Source organism: Microlunatus sp. YIM B11417 (assembly GCF_059617205.1).
In genome coordinates this window covers 1-17660 of record NZ_JCAMPJ010000014.1, presented here as the reverse complement: position 1 = coordinate 17660, position 17660 = coordinate 1, and the positions used below count along the sequence as shown (strand labels likewise).

Annotated in this window: 18 protein-coding genes; 6 read left to right on the top strand and 12 right to left on the bottom strand. The window is 71.5% G+C overall.

What is annotated here, in order from left to right; translation table 11 throughout:
• The first annotated feature begins 23 nt into the window (after positions 1 to 23).
• Complete coding sequence (locus AC6CCG_RS33030) at positions 24 to 1064, top strand: ABC transporter substrate-binding protein (RefSeq protein WP_496659108.1); 1041 nt, start codon at positions 24 to 26, stop codon at positions 1062 to 1064.
• On the opposite strand, the gene AC6CCG_RS33025 is transcribed toward AC6CCG_RS33030, so the two are convergent.
• Entirely contained in the window at positions 1054 to 1968 is a 915-nt protein-coding gene (locus tag AC6CCG_RS33025) for a LysR family transcriptional regulator (protein WP_496659202.1), read from the bottom strand. The two genes, AC6CCG_RS33030 and AC6CCG_RS33025, sit on opposite strands and share 11 nt — an antisense overlap.
• A gap of 94 nt (positions 1969 to 2062) precedes the next feature.
• Here AC6CCG_RS33025 and AC6CCG_RS33020 point away from each other — a divergent pair, with 94 nt between their 5' ends.
• A complete protein-coding gene (locus tag AC6CCG_RS33020) occupies positions 2063 to 2980 on the top strand; it encodes a DMT family transporter (protein WP_496659107.1) in 918 nt (305 codons plus the stop codon).
• Between the two features lie 6 nt (positions 2981 to 2986).
• Here AC6CCG_RS33020 and AC6CCG_RS33015 read toward each other — a convergent pair whose 3' ends face one another.
• The 3 genes from AC6CCG_RS33015 to AC6CCG_RS33005 are packed head-to-tail and all read right to left on the bottom strand — an operon-like array spanning position 2987 to position 6417.
• Entirely contained in the window at positions 2987 to 4450 is a 1464-nt protein-coding gene (locus AC6CCG_RS33015) for an MFS transporter (RefSeq protein WP_496659106.1), read from the bottom strand.
• Between the two features lie 30 nt (positions 4451 to 4480).
• On the bottom strand, positions 4481 to 5458 hold the full coding sequence (locus AC6CCG_RS33010) for an RNA polymerase subunit sigma-70 (protein ID WP_496659105.1): 978 nt from the start codon (positions 5456 to 5458) through the stop codon (positions 4481 to 4483).
• Positions 5455 to 6417, bottom strand: a complete 963-nt coding sequence (locus AC6CCG_RS33005; RefSeq protein WP_496659104.1) for a phosphotransferase — start codon at positions 6415 to 6417, stop codon at positions 5455 to 5457. The genes AC6CCG_RS33010 and AC6CCG_RS33005 overlap by 4 nt, the downstream gene beginning before the upstream one ends.
• A gap of 51 nt (positions 6418 to 6468) precedes the next feature.
• Between AC6CCG_RS33005 and AC6CCG_RS33000 the strand changes: the two genes are divergently transcribed.
• Entirely contained in the window at positions 6469 to 7335 is an 867-nt protein-coding gene (locus AC6CCG_RS33000; RefSeq protein WP_496659103.1) for a metallophosphoesterase, read from the top strand.
• Positions 7332 to 8612 (top strand): sulfatase family protein, encoded by a 1281-nt coding sequence (locus AC6CCG_RS32995; RefSeq protein WP_496659102.1) that lies wholly within the window; start codon positions 7332 to 7334, stop codon positions 8610 to 8612. Before AC6CCG_RS33000 ends, AC6CCG_RS32995 begins: the two co-directional genes overlap by 4 nt.
• Before the next feature lie 34 nt (positions 8613 to 8646).
• Here the strand turns inward: AC6CCG_RS32995 and AC6CCG_RS32990 are convergent, their stop codons facing one another.
• The 4 genes from AC6CCG_RS32990 to AC6CCG_RS32975 all read right to left on the bottom strand — a co-directional run bounded on the left by AC6CCG_RS32990 (position 8647) and on the right by AC6CCG_RS32975 (position 13427).
• Positions 8647 to 9672, bottom strand: coding sequence for a substrate-binding domain-containing protein (locus AC6CCG_RS32990; RefSeq protein ID WP_496659101.1), 1026 nt, complete (start codon positions 9670 to 9672; stop codon positions 8647 to 8649).
• Positions 9673 to 9701: 29 nt separating this feature from the next.
• A complete protein-coding gene (locus tag AC6CCG_RS32985; protein WP_496659100.1) occupies positions 9702 to 10751 on the bottom strand; it encodes an ABC transporter permease in 1050 nt (349 codons plus the stop codon).
• On the bottom strand, positions 10748 to 12334 hold the full coding sequence (locus tag AC6CCG_RS32980; RefSeq protein WP_496659099.1) for a sugar ABC transporter ATP-binding protein: 1587 nt from the start codon (positions 12332 to 12334) through the stop codon (positions 10748 to 10750). Before AC6CCG_RS32980 ends, AC6CCG_RS32985 begins: the two co-directional genes overlap by 4 nt.
• Before the next feature lie 130 nt (positions 12335 to 12464).
• Positions 12465 to 13427: a GlxA family transcriptional regulator gene (locus tag AC6CCG_RS32975; protein WP_496659098.1), complete on the bottom strand. Its 963-nt coding sequence runs from the start codon at positions 13425 to 13427 to the stop codon at positions 12465 to 12467.
• Positions 13428 to 13512: 85 nt separating this feature from the next.
• On the opposite strand from AC6CCG_RS32975, the gene AC6CCG_RS32970 reads away from it, so the two are divergent.
• On the top strand, positions 13513 to 13752 hold the full coding sequence (locus tag AC6CCG_RS32970) for a hypothetical protein (RefSeq protein ID WP_496659097.1): 240 nt from the start codon (positions 13513 to 13515) through the stop codon (positions 13750 to 13752).
• On the opposite strand, the gene AC6CCG_RS32965 is transcribed toward AC6CCG_RS32970, so the two are convergent.
• Genes AC6CCG_RS32965 through AC6CCG_RS32950 form a run of 4 tightly spaced genes read right to left on the bottom strand, consistent with a single transcriptional unit; the run spans position 13707 to position 16011 of the window.
• Positions 13707 to 14243: a DUF4245 domain-containing protein gene (locus tag AC6CCG_RS32965; protein ID WP_496659096.1), complete on the bottom strand. Its 537-nt coding sequence runs from the start codon at positions 14241 to 14243 to the stop codon at positions 13707 to 13709. The genes AC6CCG_RS32970 and AC6CCG_RS32965 overlap by 46 nt on opposite strands.
• 10 nt (positions 14244 to 14253) lie before the next feature.
• Positions 14254 to 15171, bottom strand: coding sequence for an alpha/beta hydrolase family protein (locus tag AC6CCG_RS32960; RefSeq protein WP_496659095.1), 918 nt, complete (start codon positions 15169 to 15171; stop codon positions 14254 to 14256).
• 22 nt (positions 15172 to 15193) lie between these two features.
• Positions 15194 to 15631 carry a MarR family winged helix-turn-helix transcriptional regulator gene (locus AC6CCG_RS32955; protein WP_496659094.1) on the bottom strand — a complete coding sequence of 146 codons (438 nt, stop codon included), beginning with the start codon at positions 15629 to 15631 and terminating at the stop codon, positions 15194 to 15196.
• Positions 15628 to 16011: a hypothetical protein gene (locus AC6CCG_RS32950; protein WP_496659093.1), complete on the bottom strand. Its 384-nt coding sequence runs from the start codon at positions 16009 to 16011 to the stop codon at positions 15628 to 15630. The genes AC6CCG_RS32955 and AC6CCG_RS32950 overlap by 4 nt, the downstream gene beginning before the upstream one ends.
• Before the next feature lie 83 nt (positions 16012 to 16094).
• On the opposite strand from AC6CCG_RS32950, the gene AC6CCG_RS32945 reads away from it, so the two are divergent.
• Positions 16095 to 17504 (top strand): class II fumarate hydratase, encoded by a 1410-nt coding sequence (locus AC6CCG_RS32945; protein WP_496659092.1) that lies wholly within the window; start codon positions 16095 to 16097, stop codon positions 17502 to 17504.
• Positions 17505 to 17660: the final 156 nt, after the last annotated feature.

Genomic DNA, 17660 nt, shown 5'->3' with positions numbered 1-17660 from the left:
TAGGTGACCCTTACTATCACTGCGTGATCACTCGCCGCCGTGCCGTCGCCCTGCTGACGACCGCTCCCCTGCTCGCCGCCTGCTCCGGCACCGAGCCGGCCGCGTCGACCTCGGCCCCGAGCCGGTTCACCGGCGCCGCGGCAGCACCGCCACGGGAACTGGTCCGCTTCCGGGACGCAACCCTGGCCCAGGGCTACGGAGCCGACCAGACCGGCACGACCTTCCCGCGAACCGTCCGGCATGCCGGCGGCAGCACCGCGATCGAACGACCGCCGGCCCGGATCGCGATCCTCAGCGGCGGTCAGCTGGATGCCATGGTCAGCCTCGGCCTGGTCCCCGGCGCCGCGGCCCATGGCCAGGATGCGGCTCTGGTGCCGGACTACCTGCGCCGGGCGGCCCCGGACCGAGCCGGCGACCTGGACCGGATCCGCGATCTCGGCGCCCGCAACGCGCCCGATCTCGAGGCGATCGCTGCCGCCGAGCCGGACCTGATCCTCGGCAACCGCTCCGGCGTCGGCGACCTCGCGCCCCAGCTCGGCCGGATCGCGCCGCTGGTGCTGACCGACGGCGACCCGGTCAACTGGCGGTCCGACTACCTGCTGCTCGCCGCCGCCCTCGGGCTGGAGGACCAGGCGCGGCAGGTGCTGACTCGGCTCTCGGCCGACGTCGAGGCCTGGGCCGGTCGCCTGGCCGAGCGGCCGGTCGTCTCCCTGATCCGCTTCCAGGGCGACCGGATCCGCGCCCTCGGCACCGGGGCGACGGCCGGGATGGTGCTGGCCGAGGCCGGGCTGGCCCGGCCGGCGATCGCGCCGGCGGGCGAGGTGTCGGTCGATGTCGCGGCCGAGCAACTGACCGAGGTCGACGCCGACTGGATCCTGTACGGCACCCTGGGCGAAACTGCCGCCGCGGCACCGGAGCAGGTCGCGGGAGCGCTCTGGCCGACCCTGCTCGCCGTCCGCAACGGTCGGGCCCGCTCGGTCGACGACGCCGTCTGGTTCCAGAACGCCGGTCCGGTGGCCAGTCGCGCCGTCCTTGATCAACTGGCCGAGTTGATCAAGCCGTGAGCGGCTCCCGGTCCCGCTCCTCAGCAGCACAGTCCCGCAGCAGCTCGATGGCGCGGCGCATCGGCGGGGTCCCGGCGGTGGCCTTCTTGATCAACACCTGAATCACCCGGACCGGCGTCGGTTCGATCAGCGGTACGGCGACCAGGCCGGCCGGCAGGTCGCGACAGGCCAGCCGGGGCAGCACCGTGATCCCGAGCCCCTGCCGGACGAAGGCCAGGGCGGTCGCGAAGTCGTGCGTCTCGACCGCGAACCGCGGGCTGTACCCGGCCGCGGCGCAGGCCTCGAGCGGGATCTGCCGGCACGGCGCGAACGGCAGATCGTTGTCCACCCACGGCTCCTCGGCGAGCTCGGTGATCGGCACCGCCTCCGCCGCCGCGAGCCGGTGCCCGGCGTCCACGACGACCAGGTACGGGTCGTCCAGCAGCCGCTGCGCCGTGTAGCCGGCCGGCGGCGCCGGGTGGACCACCTCGACCGAGATGTCGAGATCCGGACTGACCGCCGGCCCTGCGTCCCGCAGCTCGGCATGCCGCAGTTCGACGGCGAGGTCGGCGAACTCGCGCTGCAGGGTCGCCGTCACGACCGGCACCCAGGTCGCGCCGGCCGAAGCGAAGTACCGCATCGTCAGCCGGCCGGAGCGACCGGACCGCAGGTCGTCGACGACACCGTCGATCCGGTTGATCGCACCGAGCACGTCACCGGCCTCGGCCGCCAGCCGCCGGCCCGCGTCGGTCGGTTGGATGCCGCGGCCGCTCCGCTCGACCAGGGCCAGGCCGGTCTCCCGGGTCAGCGCGGTCAGATGCTGGCTCACCGCCGACGGCGAGTAGCCGAGCAGCCGGGCGGCCCGGTGGACCGAGCCGGTGGCCACGACGGAGCGGAGGATCCGGAGCCGGTGCACGTCGATCATGATCGTCACGGTACGCCCGATCCTTCAGTCTTTGCGAACGTTTCGTCAGAAATAGTCGCTTGTCCTCAACGGTGGGTGCGGCCAGGCTTGCCCCGTGACCCTCCCGACGGCCGCCACGGCCACGCCCGCTCCGACCCGTACCGACGGCCGGCTCGCCCCGGTCGCCGCGCTCGGCGCCGTCGTGCTCTGGGCCTCGGCCTTCGTCGTGATCAGGACCGCCGGGCAGCACCTCTCCCCCGGCGCGATGACGCTCGGCCGGCTGGTCGCGGCGACGCTCGTGATCACCCCGTTCGTGCTCCGGTCCGGGCTCCGCGGCCGGCTGCCCCGGGGCCGGGACTGGCTGCTGGTCGCGGCATACGGCGTGCTCTGGTTCGCGGTCTACACGACCAGCGTCAACGCCGCCGAGCTGCACCTGGATGCCGGCACCACCGCGCTGCTGGTCAACTTCGCCCCGGTGATCATCACCGGGTACGCGACCCTGCGGATGGGTGAGCGGCTCTCGCTGCCGCTGGTGCTCGGCCTGGTCGTCGCCTTCACCGGCACGGCCCTGATCGCGGCGGGTCAGCAGGGCCACACCCGCAGCCTGCTCGGCGTCGTACTGGCCCTGCTCGCCGCCCTGCTGTACGCGATCGGCACGCTGACCCAGAAGGCGGCGCTGCGCCGGACCGACCCCCTCACCGTGACCTGGCTGGGCTGCGTGATCGGCACCGTCGCCTGCCTCCCGTTCCTGCCGATGGTGATCACCGAGCTGGCCGCCGCGCCGCCGTCGGCGATCCTCGGCGTCGGCTACCTGGGCGTCTTCCCGACGGCGCTCGGCTTCACCCTCTGGGCCTACGCGCTGACCCGGACGCCGGCCAGCCGGCTGAGCGTCAGCAGCTACCTGGTGCCCGCCGTCGCCGTCCTGCTCGGCTGGCTGTTCCTCGGCGAACTGCCCACCGTGCTCGCGCTGGTCGGCGGCGCCCTCTGCCTGGCCGGCCTCGGGCTGAGCCGGCTCAACCGCTCGCCGCGCTGATGTCGATCATGAAGCCCCGAACGGCGGTAGGCGGCGCAGCCTGACGAAGATCAACGCGGCGGCGCCGGCCAGGATCACGGCCCCGGTCAGCGCGACCATGATCAGTCCCGAGGTGTACGCCGAGCGCGCCGCAGCCAACAGCGCGCCGGCCTGCGGCTCCGGCAGGGCGGCGGCCGCGGCCGCCGCCCCGGCGAGACTGTCGCCGACCCCGGGTGTGCCGCGATAGACGACGGAGGCCAGGGTGCCGAACAGGGCGATGCCGAGCATGCCGCCGAACTCGCCGGCGATCTGGGCCATGGAACCGGCCAGGCCCAGCTGCGCCGGCGGCGCGGCACCGACCACCAGCGCGGTGCCCAGCCCGACGGCCGGGATGCCGAAGGCCGTGAGCGCGAACCCGATGATCAAGGAGACCGGGCCGACGTGCTGAATCAGGGCGAGGAGCACGGCGGCCTCCAGCCCCAGCCCGACCGCGATCACGGTGCCCGGCCGGAAGCGCGCGGCCAGCCTGGGCGCGACCTGGAAGCCCAGCGCCGCGGTGATCATGCCGGGCACCATGGCCAGCCCCGCCTGCAACGGCGTCCACCCGGCAACCAGCTGGAAGTAGACCACCAGCAGCAGATTGAAGGCTGCCCCGAAGCCGGCGACGGCCAGCTGGCCGATCAAGGCTGCGGTGATCACCGGGTTCCCGAACAGGCTCAGGTCCAGCATCGGACCGGCGGATCGTCGTTGCCGGCGTACGAACAGCGCACCGGAGATCAACCCGAGCAGCAGCGCAGCGAGCGGCTCCGGCGCCAGGCCCTGCCGGGCGAACTCCTTGATCGCATAGACGATCGGCAGCGCGGCCAGCAAGGACAGCCCGGCACTGATCAGATCGAGCCGACCCCGGCGTCGATCACCGTCCCGCGGCAGCAGCCACCGGGCCAGCAGCAGCGCCGCGATCATGACCGGGACGCCGAGCAGGAACACCGAGCCCCACCAGAACCGGGCCAGCAGCAGGCCTCCGATCACCGGCCCGACCAGCGCCCCGAGCGTATAGACGCCGCCCCACACGCCGACGGCCCGCGCCCGTCGGTCCGGATCGGCGAACAGAGCACCGATCAGGCCCAACGTGCTCGGCCCGATCGTGGCGCCGGCCAGACCGAGCAGGGCCCGCGCGGTGATCAACAACCACACACTGTCCGCGTACGCACACAGGATCGAGGCGACGGCGAACGCCGCCGTCCCGACGGTCAGCAGCCGGCGCCGCCCGATCCGGTCGGCCAGCGTGCCCATGGTGATCGTGAAGCCCGCCAGCATGAACCCGTAGACGTCGGTGATCCAGAGCTGGGCGACGCCGTCGGCACCAAGATCGACGCTGAGCTCGGGCAGGGCGAGCAGCAGCACGAACAGGTCGATCGCGACGACGAAGGTGGGCAGCGCGAGCACGGCGAGCCCCAGCCAGGAGCGCCGCGCGGAGAGGGTCCGGTCCATGCCGGTACAACCCGGACCGACCCCCGGAACTCATCGCTCCGGTTCGAGAAGTTCCGCCGGCAGGCCGTACGACTCCAGCTCGGGCAGCAGGAACGCGGTGATCGCCGTGATCCGGCCGTCCCTGACCGTGAGCACGTTGACCCCTTCGCCGACGAACCGGCCGCGCTCCTCGTACCAGCGGTAGCAGCCGAACGCCAGCTGCCCGTTCGCCCCGGTCGGGACCAGCCGCCACCGGTGGGTCAGCGGCTCCGCGGCCAGCGCGTCCCGGACCGCCGCCTTCCCGTCGTACCAGGCGAGCAGCGGCGGCATCGAGAGCCGTACGTCCTCGGCGAGCAGGGCCACCACTCCCCCGATGTCGGACGCCTCCCAGGCCGCGCGATAGCGGGCTGCCAGTTCGCGGGCCTCGACGCCCAGCGCGGCCAGTTCCCGCTGCTGGGAGCGGCCCGGCGTCCGCTCCCGGATCACCGCGCGGGCCCGTTGCAGCGCGCTGTTCACGGCCGGCACCGAGGTGCCGAGCAGCTCGGCCACCTCGCGGGCCGGGAACTCCAGCACCTCCCGCAGCACCAGGGCCGCCCGCTGCACGGGCGACAGCTGCTGCAGCGCCGCGACGAAGGCGAGCTCGACCCGCTCCCGGGCCAGATAGCCGGCCTCCGGCCCGAGCCGGGCGTCCGGATACGGCTCCAGCCACTCGGGTTCGGTTCCGGTGGCTTCCGGCGAGAGGTCGGTCGGCAGCTCCCGGCGCCGCGACGCCGCCAGCGCGGTCAGGCACCGGTTGGTCGCGATCTTGAAGAGCCATGGGCGCGGCGACGTGCCGTCGAAGCGGCCGATCGCCGACCAGGCCCGGACCAGGGTCTCCTGCACCGCGTCGTCGGCGTCGTGGACCGAGCCGAGCAGCCGGTAGCAGTGCTGGTGCAGTTCCCGGCGGAACGGCTCGACCAGGAGCCCGAAGGCCGCCTGGTCCCCGTCGCGGGCCGCCGCCAGCAGGTCCGGCCGGGGCTCGGCGGTCACCGGCGTGTGCCCTCGGCTGCGGTCCGGAAGGCCGCATAGGCCTGCTCGGCCGTGTCCAGCATCGCGGCGCCGGCGGCCGGATCGCCGCGCCGCGCGACGACGGCCGCGAAGCCGGTGTTGATCAAGGCCGTAGCCCAGGCGTGCTCCAGCACGGTCGGCGCCGGGACCGGGCCGGCGGCCGCCGTCCAGGCCGCCTGGTAGGCCCGGAAACGATCATCGCCCGCGAGGGCGCCGGCCATGGCGACGTCGAACATCGGCGGGCCGACCCGGGCCGTGTTCCAGTCGATGATCATCGGCCAGGGCCGCGCCGGAACCCGCTGCAGCACATTGAGGCCGTAGAGGTCACCGTGCAGCAGCGTCGCGCCGAACCGCTGCGGTGCGGTCAGGAACGCGTGATCATCGGCGAGCCGAGCTGCCCGGCGCACTGCCTGGTCGCCGACACCGGCGGCCTGCTTCGCTGTCTCCGGTACGAACTCGGTGAGCAGCCGGCGGCAGAAGCCGGCGTCGATCCGCTCCAGGGATCGGGGCAGGTCCGGCCGGTCCAGGTGCCGGGCGTGCACCCGGGCCATGGTGGCGAAGTCCGGCACTGGCGCCTGCCCCACGATCCCGACCGGCTCGCCGGGATAGAAGGGAGTGACGATCCAGCTGCCCCGGTCGTCCTCGCCGTCGGTGATCCGCTCCGGGACCGAAGGCTCGCCGAGTGGGGCCAGCAGCCGGAGCGCGGCCGCCTCGTTCGGGCCGGTCCGCTTGATCACGAGGCCGACCTCCGCCGCCGGATCACCGTCGACGACGAGCCGGACGTGGTCGATGCCGCCCTCGGACAGCCCGCCGGTGAGTGGGCGCTGCTCACCGGTCCTGAAGCCGACCGGCCGGCCGAGTGTGCGGCTCAGCCAGGCCTGCACCGGCTGGGCGGGAACCCGCACTCCGGTGGTGGCGCCGACGATCGGGGAGGTGGTCACCGGGCACACCGTACGCGCTCGACGCCGGGACCACCCCGATAGGCTGAGGCCGTGGATGGCGACGGGGACGACGAGACTCCGGTCCTGTCCTTCGGCGTCGTGGCCGACTGTCAGTACGCGGCAGAGAGTCGGAGCGACCCGCACCCGGTTCGGCACTATCCGCTCAGCCGGGCCAAGCTGGCCGAGGCGGTGGCCACCTTCAACGCCGATGATCTTGCCTTCGTGATCAGCCTCGGCGACCTGATCGACAGCTCGGCCGATGATCTCCGACCGGTGCTCGACGTGCTCGCCGAGTCCCGGGCCCCGGTGCACCACTGCCTCGGCAATCATGATCTGGCCGGCTTCGACGGCGATCTCGCGGCGGCCGTGGCGGCGTTCGGGATGCCCGGGCCCTACTACGGCTGGACCGTGCGCGGGCATCGGTTCGTGGTGCTGGACACCAACCGGCTCGGCGTGATCGATCTGCCGCCCGGCTCGCCCGCCTGGCACCGCGGCGTTGCCGAGCTCGGCCGTCGGCTGGCTGCCGGGGAGCCGAATGCGCAGCCCTGGAACGGTGGGGTCGACCGGGCGCAGCTGGCCTGGCTCGGTGATCAACTCGACGCCGCGGCCGCGGCCGGGGAGCCGGTCGTGATCTTCGCGCACCAGCCGGTGACTCCGGTCTACGACCACGCCGTGCTCAACGCCGCGGAGCTGGGCCGCGTCCTGACCCGGCCCGGCAGTCCGCTGCTGGCGTACTTCTGCGGTCATGATCATTCCGGCGGGCTGAGCCGTCTCGGAGCGAGACCGGCCGTGACCTTCGCCGGGATGGTGGACACCGAGCAGAACGCGTACGCCGTCGTCCGCCTGTACGAAGATCGACTGACCATCACCGGGTACGGACGCGAGGCGACCCGGACCTTTGGAGGAGAGCAGCGTTGACCGCACCGAACATCGTTCTGATCCACTGGCACGACCTGGGCACCCGGCTGGGCTGCTACGGCCACTCCGACGTCGAGAGTCCGCGGCTGGACGCGCTGGCCGAGGACGGGCTGCGGTTCGACGCGGCCTTCTGTGCCACCCCACTGTGCACCCCGGCCCGCGCCTCGCTGTTCACCGGCCTGTACCCGCCGCGGCACGGCCACCACGGCCTGGCCCACCGCGGATCCCGTTACCGGGAAGGGATCCGGACGCTGCCGATGCTGCTCGGTGAGCTCGGCTACCGGACCGCGCTGGCCGGGATGCAGCACGAGGCGGTCGACCCGAACTCGATCGGCTTCGACGAGGTGATGCAGACTCCGGGCGGCGGTCAGTTCTGCGGGCCGGTGACCGACCTCGCCGAGGACTGGCTGGCCCGGCAGCCGGCCGACAGCCCGTACTTCCTCACCGTCGGGTTCACCGAGGTGCACCGCGACTACGAGGTGCTCGGACCCGATCAGCGCGACGAGCAGCCGCCGAGCCAGGACGAGCTGGACCGGGTGATCGTGCCCGGTTTCCTGCCTGACAACGAACACACCCGGACCGACCTGGCCTGGATGGCCCGGTCGATCGCCCGCGCCGACGCCGCCACCGGGCGCGTGATCGACGCCGTCCGGGCTCGGCCGGACGCCGACAACACCTTGATCATCTTCACCACCGACCATGGGATGCCGTTCCCGCGGGCCAAGTCCACGCTCTACGACTCCGGGATCAGGATCGCGTTGATCATGGTGCCACCGCCGGCCTGGCAGGTCGGCCCGACCGTCGTCGACCAGTTGATCAGCCACGTCGACCTCACTCCCACCCTGGTCGACCTGGCCGGCGGCAGTTGCGACGTCGACGGCGTCAGCCAGGCCGGCCTGCTCCGCGGCGAGCCGGTCGAGCGGCGGTCGCAGATCCTGTCGATGAAGGACCTGCACGAGATCTACGACCCGATGCGGGCCCTGCGCACCGAGACGCACAAGTACATCCGCAACCTGCATCCCGGTCCGCGGCTGATCCTGCCGACCGACCTGGACGAGAGCCCGACCCGGGCCGGGATGGGCACCGACTACCGCCAGTTGCGCGAGCACGAGGAGCTGTACGACCTCCAGGCCGACCCGGACGAACTGCACTCCATCGCCGGCGACCCAGCGTCCGCCGAGCTGCTGGCCACCCTGCGTGATCAACTCACCCGGGAGCTGTCCGCGCTCGGTGACGCGGCCGTCGACGCCTGGAGCATCGTCGAGCAGCCCGAGTAGGCCACGACGCTCACTGAGGGCACGAACCAACGGGTCAGCCCTTGCCGCCGAGCTTGCCGTACATCTCGGTGGCGTTCTCCTTGGTGATCTGCTCGGTGCCGAGGGTGGTCGACTTCGGGACGTCCTTCTTGCAGTCGATCAGGATCTGCTTGGCCAGGTCGATCGCCTCGCGGCCGCCGGTGGCGTAGACGAAGGTGGCCTGCAGCCGGCCCTGTTCGACGGCCTTGATGCCGCCCGACGGGATCGGCAGCGCGTCGATCCCGGTGAACTTGATCTTGTCCGCGAGCTTCGCCTGGTCGGCGGCCAGGTAGGCGCCCTCGGCCATCGGATCGTTGTGGGCGTAGACGGCGTCGATGTCCGGGTTCGCCTTGAGCAGCGCGTCCATGACGGACTGGCCCTTCTCCCGCAGCCACTCGCCGGACTGGCTGGCCACGATCTCGATCTTGTCGTTGCCGGCGATCCCCTCCCGGAAACCCTGGGCCCGCTCGGCCGCCGGGGTCGAGCCGGCCAGGCCGCTGATCTCGACCACCTTGCCGCCGTCCGGCAGCAGGGTCTTGGCGTAGTACTCGCCGGCCGCCTTGCCGATCGCGACGTTGTCGCCGCCGATGAACGCCGTGTACGCATCGCCCTCGACCTTGCGGTCCAGCACGATCACCGGGATCCCCGCGTCGTAGGCCTTCTTGACGACGGCGGTGAGCGGCTTCGCCTCGTTCGGCGAGATGATCAGCAGATCGATCTGCTGGGTGATGAAGTTCTCCACCTGGGACACCTGCTTGCTGTTGTCCTGGGCGGCGTCGGCGACGGTCACCTTGAAGCCGGGCACCGCGGCCGCGGCGGTGGTGATGTCGGAGTTCATCACCTCCCGGTACGGTTCGGCGTTGTTGGCCTGGGACATGCCGATCGCGTATTCCCGGTCGGGCCCGCAGTTGCCCTCCTGCTGCTGCGGTCCGGAGCCCGGGTCCGCGGTCACGGTGCAGGCCGAGAACAGCGCCAGCGCCCCGGATGCCAGGCCGACGGCCAGCATCGTCCGGATCCTGCGGATGTCGAATGCGTTGATCATGCCGGGATACCTCCTGAGTTCGGTGTTGGTCAGCTGACCGAGGGGCGGAACCGCTGCAACGCCGCAGCGGCGATGATCACGAGCCCCTTGATCAGCAGCTGGATGTTGGCGTCGATGTTGTTCAGGCCGAGGATGTTGTTGAGGATGCCGAGCAGCAGCGCCCCGGCCAGCGTGCCGATCATGGTGCCGGAGCCACCGGCCAGGCTGGTGCCGCCGATGACGACGGCGGCGATGGCGTCGAGCTCGTACCCGAAACCGTCGTTCGGGCTGCCCTGATTGAGCTGGCCGGCATGGATGATGCCGGCCACCGCAGCGGTGAAGCCGCAGATCGCGAAGACGATGATCTTGACCCGGCGGACCGGGACGCCGGCCAGCCGGGCCGCCTTCTCGTTGCCGCCGATCGCGTACACGTGCCGGGCGAATGCCGTGTAGCGCAGCACGAGGATCGCGATCACGCCCAGCCCGGCGAAGATCACCGCCGGCACCGGCAGGATCCCGTTCAGTGAGCCGGACAGCACCGAGAACGCCGGCGGCGCCTCCAGCGGTCCGTCCCCGTACGCGATCGGGATGCCGACCCCACCGGACCAGATCCTGGCCAGGCCGCGCGCGACTTGTAACCCGGCCAGGGTGACGATGAACGCCTGGATGCCCAGCCGGGCCACCGCAAGCCCTTGCAGGACGCCGATCGCGGTGCCGATCAGCAGCACGATCAACACCGTCTCGGCGATCCCGAGGCCGTTGTTGACCAGCAGCGCCGCGGTGCCGACCGCGGACAGCCCGAGGATCGCGCCGACCGACAGGTCGATCCCGCCGATCAAGATCACGAAGGTCATCCCGATCGCGATGATGCCGATCTCCGACATCGCCCGGACGATGTTGCCGAGGTTGCCCGGGCTGAGGAAGACCAGGTCTCCGTTGCGCCGCGGTGAGGCGATGATCGCGACGACGAAGACCGCGACCAGCCCGAACAGGCTCTGGAACTGGAACACCCGGTCCAGCACCGCCGCTCCGCGGGACCGGACCACGTCGTTGCCGGGCTGCCCGCGCAGGGCGTCCGAGCCGGTCGCAGGGCTGATCATCGAGTCGCCTCCCGAGAGTTGTCGTCGCCCATGGCGAGCGCCAGGATCTGATCATGGTCCGCGTCGCCGGGCAGTTCGGCCGCGATCCGGCCCCGGCGGAGCACCAGGACCCGGTCGCAGACCCCGGTCAGCTCGGGCAGTTCCGACGAGGCCAGCAGGACCGCCGTGCCGTCCGCGGCGAGCCGGTGCAGCAGCCGGTAGATCTCCGCCTTGGCACCGATGTCGACGCCGCGGGTCGGCTCGTCCAGCAGCAGCACCCGCGGCCCGGTCAGCAACTGCCGCCCGAAGACCACCTTCTGCTGGTTGCCGCCGGACAGCGTGCCGACCGGCACCCGCGGGCTGGCGGCCCGGATCGCCAGGTCGCTCACCTGCCCGCGCACGGCAGCACGTTCCCGGCCGCCCAGCACCACGCCGAGCCGGGTCACCGAGGCGAGCGAAGCCAGGATCAGGTTGTGCTGCACGGAATGATCAAGGACCAGGCCCGAACCGCGCCGGTCCTCCGGCACGAAGGCGATCCGGTTCCGCAGCGCCCGGGCCGGTCGGCTCGGCCGATAGCGCCGGCCGGCCACGGTGATCATGCCCTCGACCCGGCCGCCGGCCGCCGCCCCGTACAGCGTCTCCAGCAGTTCGGTCCGGCCGGCGCCCATCAGGCCGGCCAGGCCGACGATCTCGCCGGGCCGTACGTCCAGGTCGATCCCGTCCGGGTCGGTCCGTCCCGGCACCGGCCAGCGCCGCCGGTAGCGCAGCCCGCTGACGCTCAGCACCGGCTCCGCCGTCGCGGTCGCGGCCGGCTGTGACTCGTCGCCGAACAGGGCGTCCGGCTTGCTGCCGACCATCAGCGTGATGATCGTCTCCCGGCTGGCCGCCGGCTCGGTGACCGAGCCGGCCACCGCGCCGTTGCGCAGCACGGTCGCCCGGTCCGCGATCTCCTCGATCTCCTCCATCCGGTGCGAGATGTAGACGATCCCGGCGCCCTCCCGGCGCAGCGCGTCGATCACCGCGAACAGCTGCCGTACCTCGGCGTCGGCGAGCGAGGCGGTCGGTTCGTCCATGATCAACACGGCGGCGTCGAGCAGCAGGGCCCGCGCGATCTCGACCAGCTGCCGCTCCCCGACCCGGAGCGAACGCACCGTGCGCCGGACGTCGATCGTGATGCCGAGCCGGCGCAGCTGTTCGGCGGCGGCCGCCCGCATCGACCGCAGATCGATGGTCCGCAACGGAGTCCGGAGCTCGCGGCCGAGGAACATGTTCTCGGCCACGGTGAGGTCGCCGACCAGGTCCAGCTCCTGATGGATGATCGCGATCCCGGCAGCCTGCGCGTCGGCCGGCCCGCCGAACCGGACCGGACGGCCGCGGACCAGCAGACTGCCGTCGAAGTCGGTGATCACGCCGGACAGGATGTTCATGCAGGTCGACTTTCCGGCGCCGTTCTCGCCGAGCAGCGCATGGACCTCGCCGGGCCGCACCTCGAGGTCGATCTCGCGACAGGCCAGCACGCCACCGAACCGCTTGCTGATCCCGCGCAGCTCCACCAGCGGCGCAGCAGGCTGCTCACCGGGCGCCGATTCGCCTCCGTGCGTCAATGCTCACCCCTGTGTGATCCGCAAATCCCGCTGCTCCACCCCGCCCGGTCCGCGGCTGTGCGGGCCAGGCGAAATCGATTTCAAACTAACGTCGGGCGAATCCGGTGTCAACCACCCGGCGGCGGCGAATTCAGGCGACGAAGCGACGCCGGTAGTCGGCGGGCGCCAGCCCGACCTGGCGCCGGAAATGATCACGCAGGACGACGGCCGAGTTGAACCCGACCCGCTCGGCGATCTGCTCGATCCCGAGATCGGACTCCTCCAGCAGGCTGCGCGCGGCCAGCACCCGCTGCTGGATGAGCCACTTGTGCGGCGTCGTGCCGACCTCGGCGGCGAACCGACGGGCGAAGGTCCGCTCGCTCATCATCGCCCGCTGGGCCAGCGACGCGGCCGTGTGGTTCCGGTCGAGATGGGCCGCCACCCAGGACAGCGTCGGGGCCAGACTGTCGGCCGAGTTCTCCGGTATCGGCAGGTCGATGAACTGCTGCTGGCCGCCGTCACGGATCGGCGGGACCACCATCCGGCGCGCGATCGTGTTGGCCACCTTGGTGCCGAGCTCGGCCCGGACCAGATGCAGCGAGGCGTCGATCCCGGCCGCGGTGCCGGCACTGGTGATCACCCGGCCGTCCTGGACGTAGAGCGCGGTGCGGTCGAGTTTGATCTTGGGGAAGGCCCGCTCCATGGTGTCGAAATACATCCAGTGGGTGGTGCAGGCCCGGCCGTCCAGCAGCCCGGCGGCCCCCAGCGCAAAGGATCCAGAGCACAGGCTGAGGATCGTGGCGCCCTCGTCATGGGCGTCCCGGAGGGTCTGCAGCAGGGCCGGCGAATAGCCGGTCGGGGTCCGCGGCAGGGTGGCCGACATGATCACCAGGTCACTGCCGGCCACGGCGTCGAGGCCGTCGGTCGCGGTGATGGTGAACGGCGACAGGGTCTTGGTCCGCAGGGGTTTGCCCGGACGTTCGGTGCAGACCCGGAAGTCGAGGGGTTCGATCCCGTTGTCGCGCCGGTCGAGACCGAACACCTCGGTCGCCAGCGCGAACTCGAACACCGACACCGGCTCGACCAGCAGGACGCTCACCGTACGCAGGACCATGGCCTCAGGATAGTGGCAGAAATCCTTCGCACAATGTCCAGACTGCCAATTGTGGCAGTAACTCTTCGGCAGAAGAATTATTGCCATGATCAGTCTTCTGGCCTTCGCGGTTCTGGTGGTGGCGATCATCGGCGTGCTGGAGTTCACGCGGCGCCGCCGTCCCAGCTTTCGTCCCGGGTACGACGAGCGCGGTGACCGGGACGCGCAACGACACGCGGCCGACCTCGCTGCCAGGGAGCCCATCGACGAGGATCCGGCACCCCGCCCCGAGGCCCGCTTTCAGCCCGCCTGCAGGGTTCCGGCGAACGCCTCCAGCGCGGCGTAGTCGGTGTCGCCGACGATCACCGTGCTGACCTGTCGGGTGATCAACACCAACGATCGGGTACGGCCGTCGGCGCTGGCCCGCCTTTCCCAGGCGGTGTCGCCGATCTTGCTCACGCCGTCCGGCACGCCGTCCCTCGTCTGCGGCCCGACGAGGGGGTCGGTGTCCGGGCTCTGATTCACCGCAAGATAGATCCGGTCCGGCGACAGATACCCGATCTGCCACAGCTGCCGGGGCGGTGCGCCGTCGTAACCGTCGGGCTCCCAGGCGACTCGGGTCGGCGTCCACCCGGCCGGCAGGTTCGCCGGCGCCAGCACTGGGTAGGGAGCCTCCGCCCGGGCCTGGGTCAACACCGGCACCGGGTCGACCGCCTCGACCGGATGATCATCGACGTTGCGGGTGAACAGGAACGAGATGATCACCAGCGGCACCAGGATGACCAGCAGCGAACGGATCATGTCGCCCGCGCTCGCCTGCCGCTTCTGCCGTGCCATGCACCCATCCTCACAGACGCGAGCCCGCGGCCCCAATCGCTTCACCCAGGAACGTGATCGCGCGTTCCAGCACCGGATCGGGCAGGTCGTGGCCGCAGTCCGGATGCAGCACCGTCAGCCGGTCCGCCGCCTCCGCGGCCACGTAGGCCGGCCGGGCCCGGTCGGCCATCCGGGCCGCGCTGCGCCAGCCGAAGTTGGTGTCCCCCAGCGGCGCGCTGACCAGGACGTCGCGCGGGGCCAGCGCGGCCAGCAGTTCGTCGAAGTCGAACGGTGGCAGCGCGTCCGGCGCCAGCAGCGGCAGATAGCGGTCCTGGCGCCAGCCGGCCAGGTCGCCGCCCATGTAGTCGGCGAACGAGTCGAAGCCGCAACTGCAGACCAGGGCCCGGAGCCGCGGCTCGAAGACCGCGGTGAAGATCGCATTGTGGCCGCCCAGGGAGTGCCCCATCACGCCGTAGCCGCCGGCCGCCACCTCGGGCAGTTGGTCCAGTAGGTCCAGGCCGCGAATGTTGTCCCAGATCGCCTTCATCGTGCCGCTGACGTACCCGAGCGCGGTCAGGTCGGGCTGATGATCGGCCATCAGCGGGTACGCCGGAGCGAGCACGACGAACCCGGCCTCGACCAACCGCCGGGCATAGTCGCGGTTCCTGGCGCCGAGCGGCTCCACCACGACCCGGTGGCCGATCGTGTGCTCGGTCGGGTGCAGCGCCAGCACCCCGGGGGCGGGCGGACCGCCGTCCAGCGTTGCCTTCGGCAGCAGCAGGTAGGCCGGCGTCCGGGCACCCGGTTCGGCGGAGTACGTGATCAAGCGGCGCAGGTGATCGCCGCGGTCGACCTCCTCGACCAGCTCGACGTCCAGCGGGACCCGCCGCTCCGCACCGGGCAGCGGTCCCATCAGCCGTTCCATCCGCTCGGTCAGCTCCTCGGCCATGCCCGCACCATAGTCGAGATGATCATGAACCGATGCGGCGGGCCTTGTCCAGCAGTCGGCGCAGCGACCGCCGGAGATCCTGCCGCTGGCGCGGGGTCCAGTCCTCGGTCAGCTCGGCGAAGACCTGCTCCTGCCAGCGATGGGCGCCCGCCAGCAGCTCCTCGCCGGCAGCCGTCACGGTGATCGTGCGCCGCCGCCCGTCCTCGGCCGACCGGACCAGGGCCAGGTAGCCGGCAGTCGTGGCGTCCTTGATCATCCGGGAGGCTCCGGACTGGTCGAGGCCGAGCTCGGCGGCGACCTCGTTGACGCCGACCGGCGGCCGGTCCGCGAGCGCCCGGACCGCCTCGGTAACCTGGACGTCGCGGCCGCGCCGAGCCAGTTCCCCGTCGCCGGTCCCCCGCCGGGCCCAGTAGCGGACGAACTCGAACATCGTCTGCCCGGGGCCGGGGCGGTCGGTCACGGCGTCTCGTCCAGCTCGGAACAGATCAGGGCCAGGTCGAGCGCGGACCGCAGGTCGGGCAGCCGGAGCGCCGCCGACACCCGGCCGCCGGTGGACCGGAAGACGGTGGCGACCCGGGTCGGGCCGTCGTCCGCGGGCCAGCGGGCGTCCTGCTCGACGACGAGGAACCGGTCGCCCACCGGATGCCAGGACCGGGCGGTCAGCGTGATGCCCGAGCGGTCGATCCAGTCGACGAAGTCGTCGGCGCCGATCCGGCCGGCGCCCTTCGGGCCGAGCACCACCACCGGATCGGTCACGGCGGCCCTGGCCTCGTCGGCCGACCGGCGGTTGACCGCCTCGTGCCAGCGGTTCACGGCCGCTTCCAGCGTTGCTGTCGTCATGCCAAAATTGTATGCGATTCGCATATACCTTGACGCGGCCCGGCCCCCGAACCGTTCCGGAGCGGCTGCGCCACAATGGCTGCATGACGACGACTTCCAGCGACCAGGACTTCCGGATCGAGCACGACACGATGGGCGAGGTGAAGGTCCCGGCCGCGGCGCTGTGGCGGGCCCAGACCCAGCGTGCGGTGGAGAACTTCCCGATCTCCGGTACGCCGATCGAGCCGGCCCTGATCGCTGCCCTGGCACGGATCAAGGGCGCCGCCGCCCAGACCAACGCCAAGCTCGGCGTGCTCGACGCAGCACTGGCCGACGCGATCATCGCAGCCGCCGCGGAGGTCGCCGACGGCAAGCACGATCGCGAGTTCCCGATCGACGTGTTCCAGACCGGCTCGGGTACGTCGAGCAACATGAACACCAACGAGGTGATCGCCTCGCTGGCCAGCCGCGGCGACGTCGACGTACACCCCAATGATCATGTGAACGCGTCCCAGTCCAGCAACGACGTCTTCCCCAGCGCGATCCACATCGCGGCCACCGACGGTGTGATCAACACGCTGACGCCGGCCCTGCGGCACCTCGAGGAATCCCTGGCCGGCAAGGCGAAGGAGTTCGCCGAGGTGGTCAAGAGCGGCCGTACCCATCTGATGGACGCGACGCCGGTGACGCTGGGCCAGGAGTTCGGCGGCTATGCCGCGCAGGTGCGGTACGGGGTCGAACGGCTCGAGGCGGCCCTGCCCCGGGTGGCCGAGCTGCCGCTCGGCGGCACCGCCGTCGGCACCGGGATCAACACGCCGGCCGGCTTCGCCCCGTCGGTGATCGCGATCATCGCGGAGCAGACCGGGCTGCCACTGACCGAGGCCCGTGATCATTTCGAGGCGCAGGGTGCCCGGGACGGCCTGGTCGAGCTGTCCGGCGCTCTGAAGACGATCGCGGTCGGGCTGACCAAGATCGCCAACGACCTGCGCTGGATGGGTTCCGGGCCGCGGGCCGGACTCGGCGAGATCGCGCTGCCGGACCTGCAGCCGGGCTCGTCGATCATGCCGGGCAAGGTCAATCCGGTGCTCTGCGAGGCGACGCTGATGGTCTGCGCGCAGGTGATCGGCAACGACGCCGCAGTGACCGTGTCCGGCGCGGCCGGCAACTTCGAGCTGAACGTGATGCTCCCGGTGATCGCCCGCAACGTGCTGGAGTCGATCCGCCTGCTGGCGAACGTGAGCCGCCTGCTGGCCGACCGCTGCGTCTCCGGCATCGTCGCCAACGCCGACCACTGCCGCACGCTGGCCGAGTCGTCGCCGTCGATCGTCACGCCACTGAACCGCTACATCGGGTACGAGAACGCCGCCGCCGTCGCCAAGCGCGCCCTGAAGGAGGGCCGCACCATCCGCGAGGTCGTGATCGACTCCGGCTTCGTCGCCGACGGCAAGCTGACCGAGGAGCAACTCGACCAGGCCCTCGACGTCCTCTCCATGACCCGCCCCCCGCAAGCCTGACGCACCACCCCCAAAAACCCCCGCCGACCGGTCACCAAAGCAGCGGTTTTGAAGCGTCACGGGTTTGGGGCCGGTCCTTTACGAGAGGATCGGTGTCATGCCGAAGCAGTATCCGAAGCAGGTCCGAGACCGTGCGGTCCGGATGGTTCAAGATCA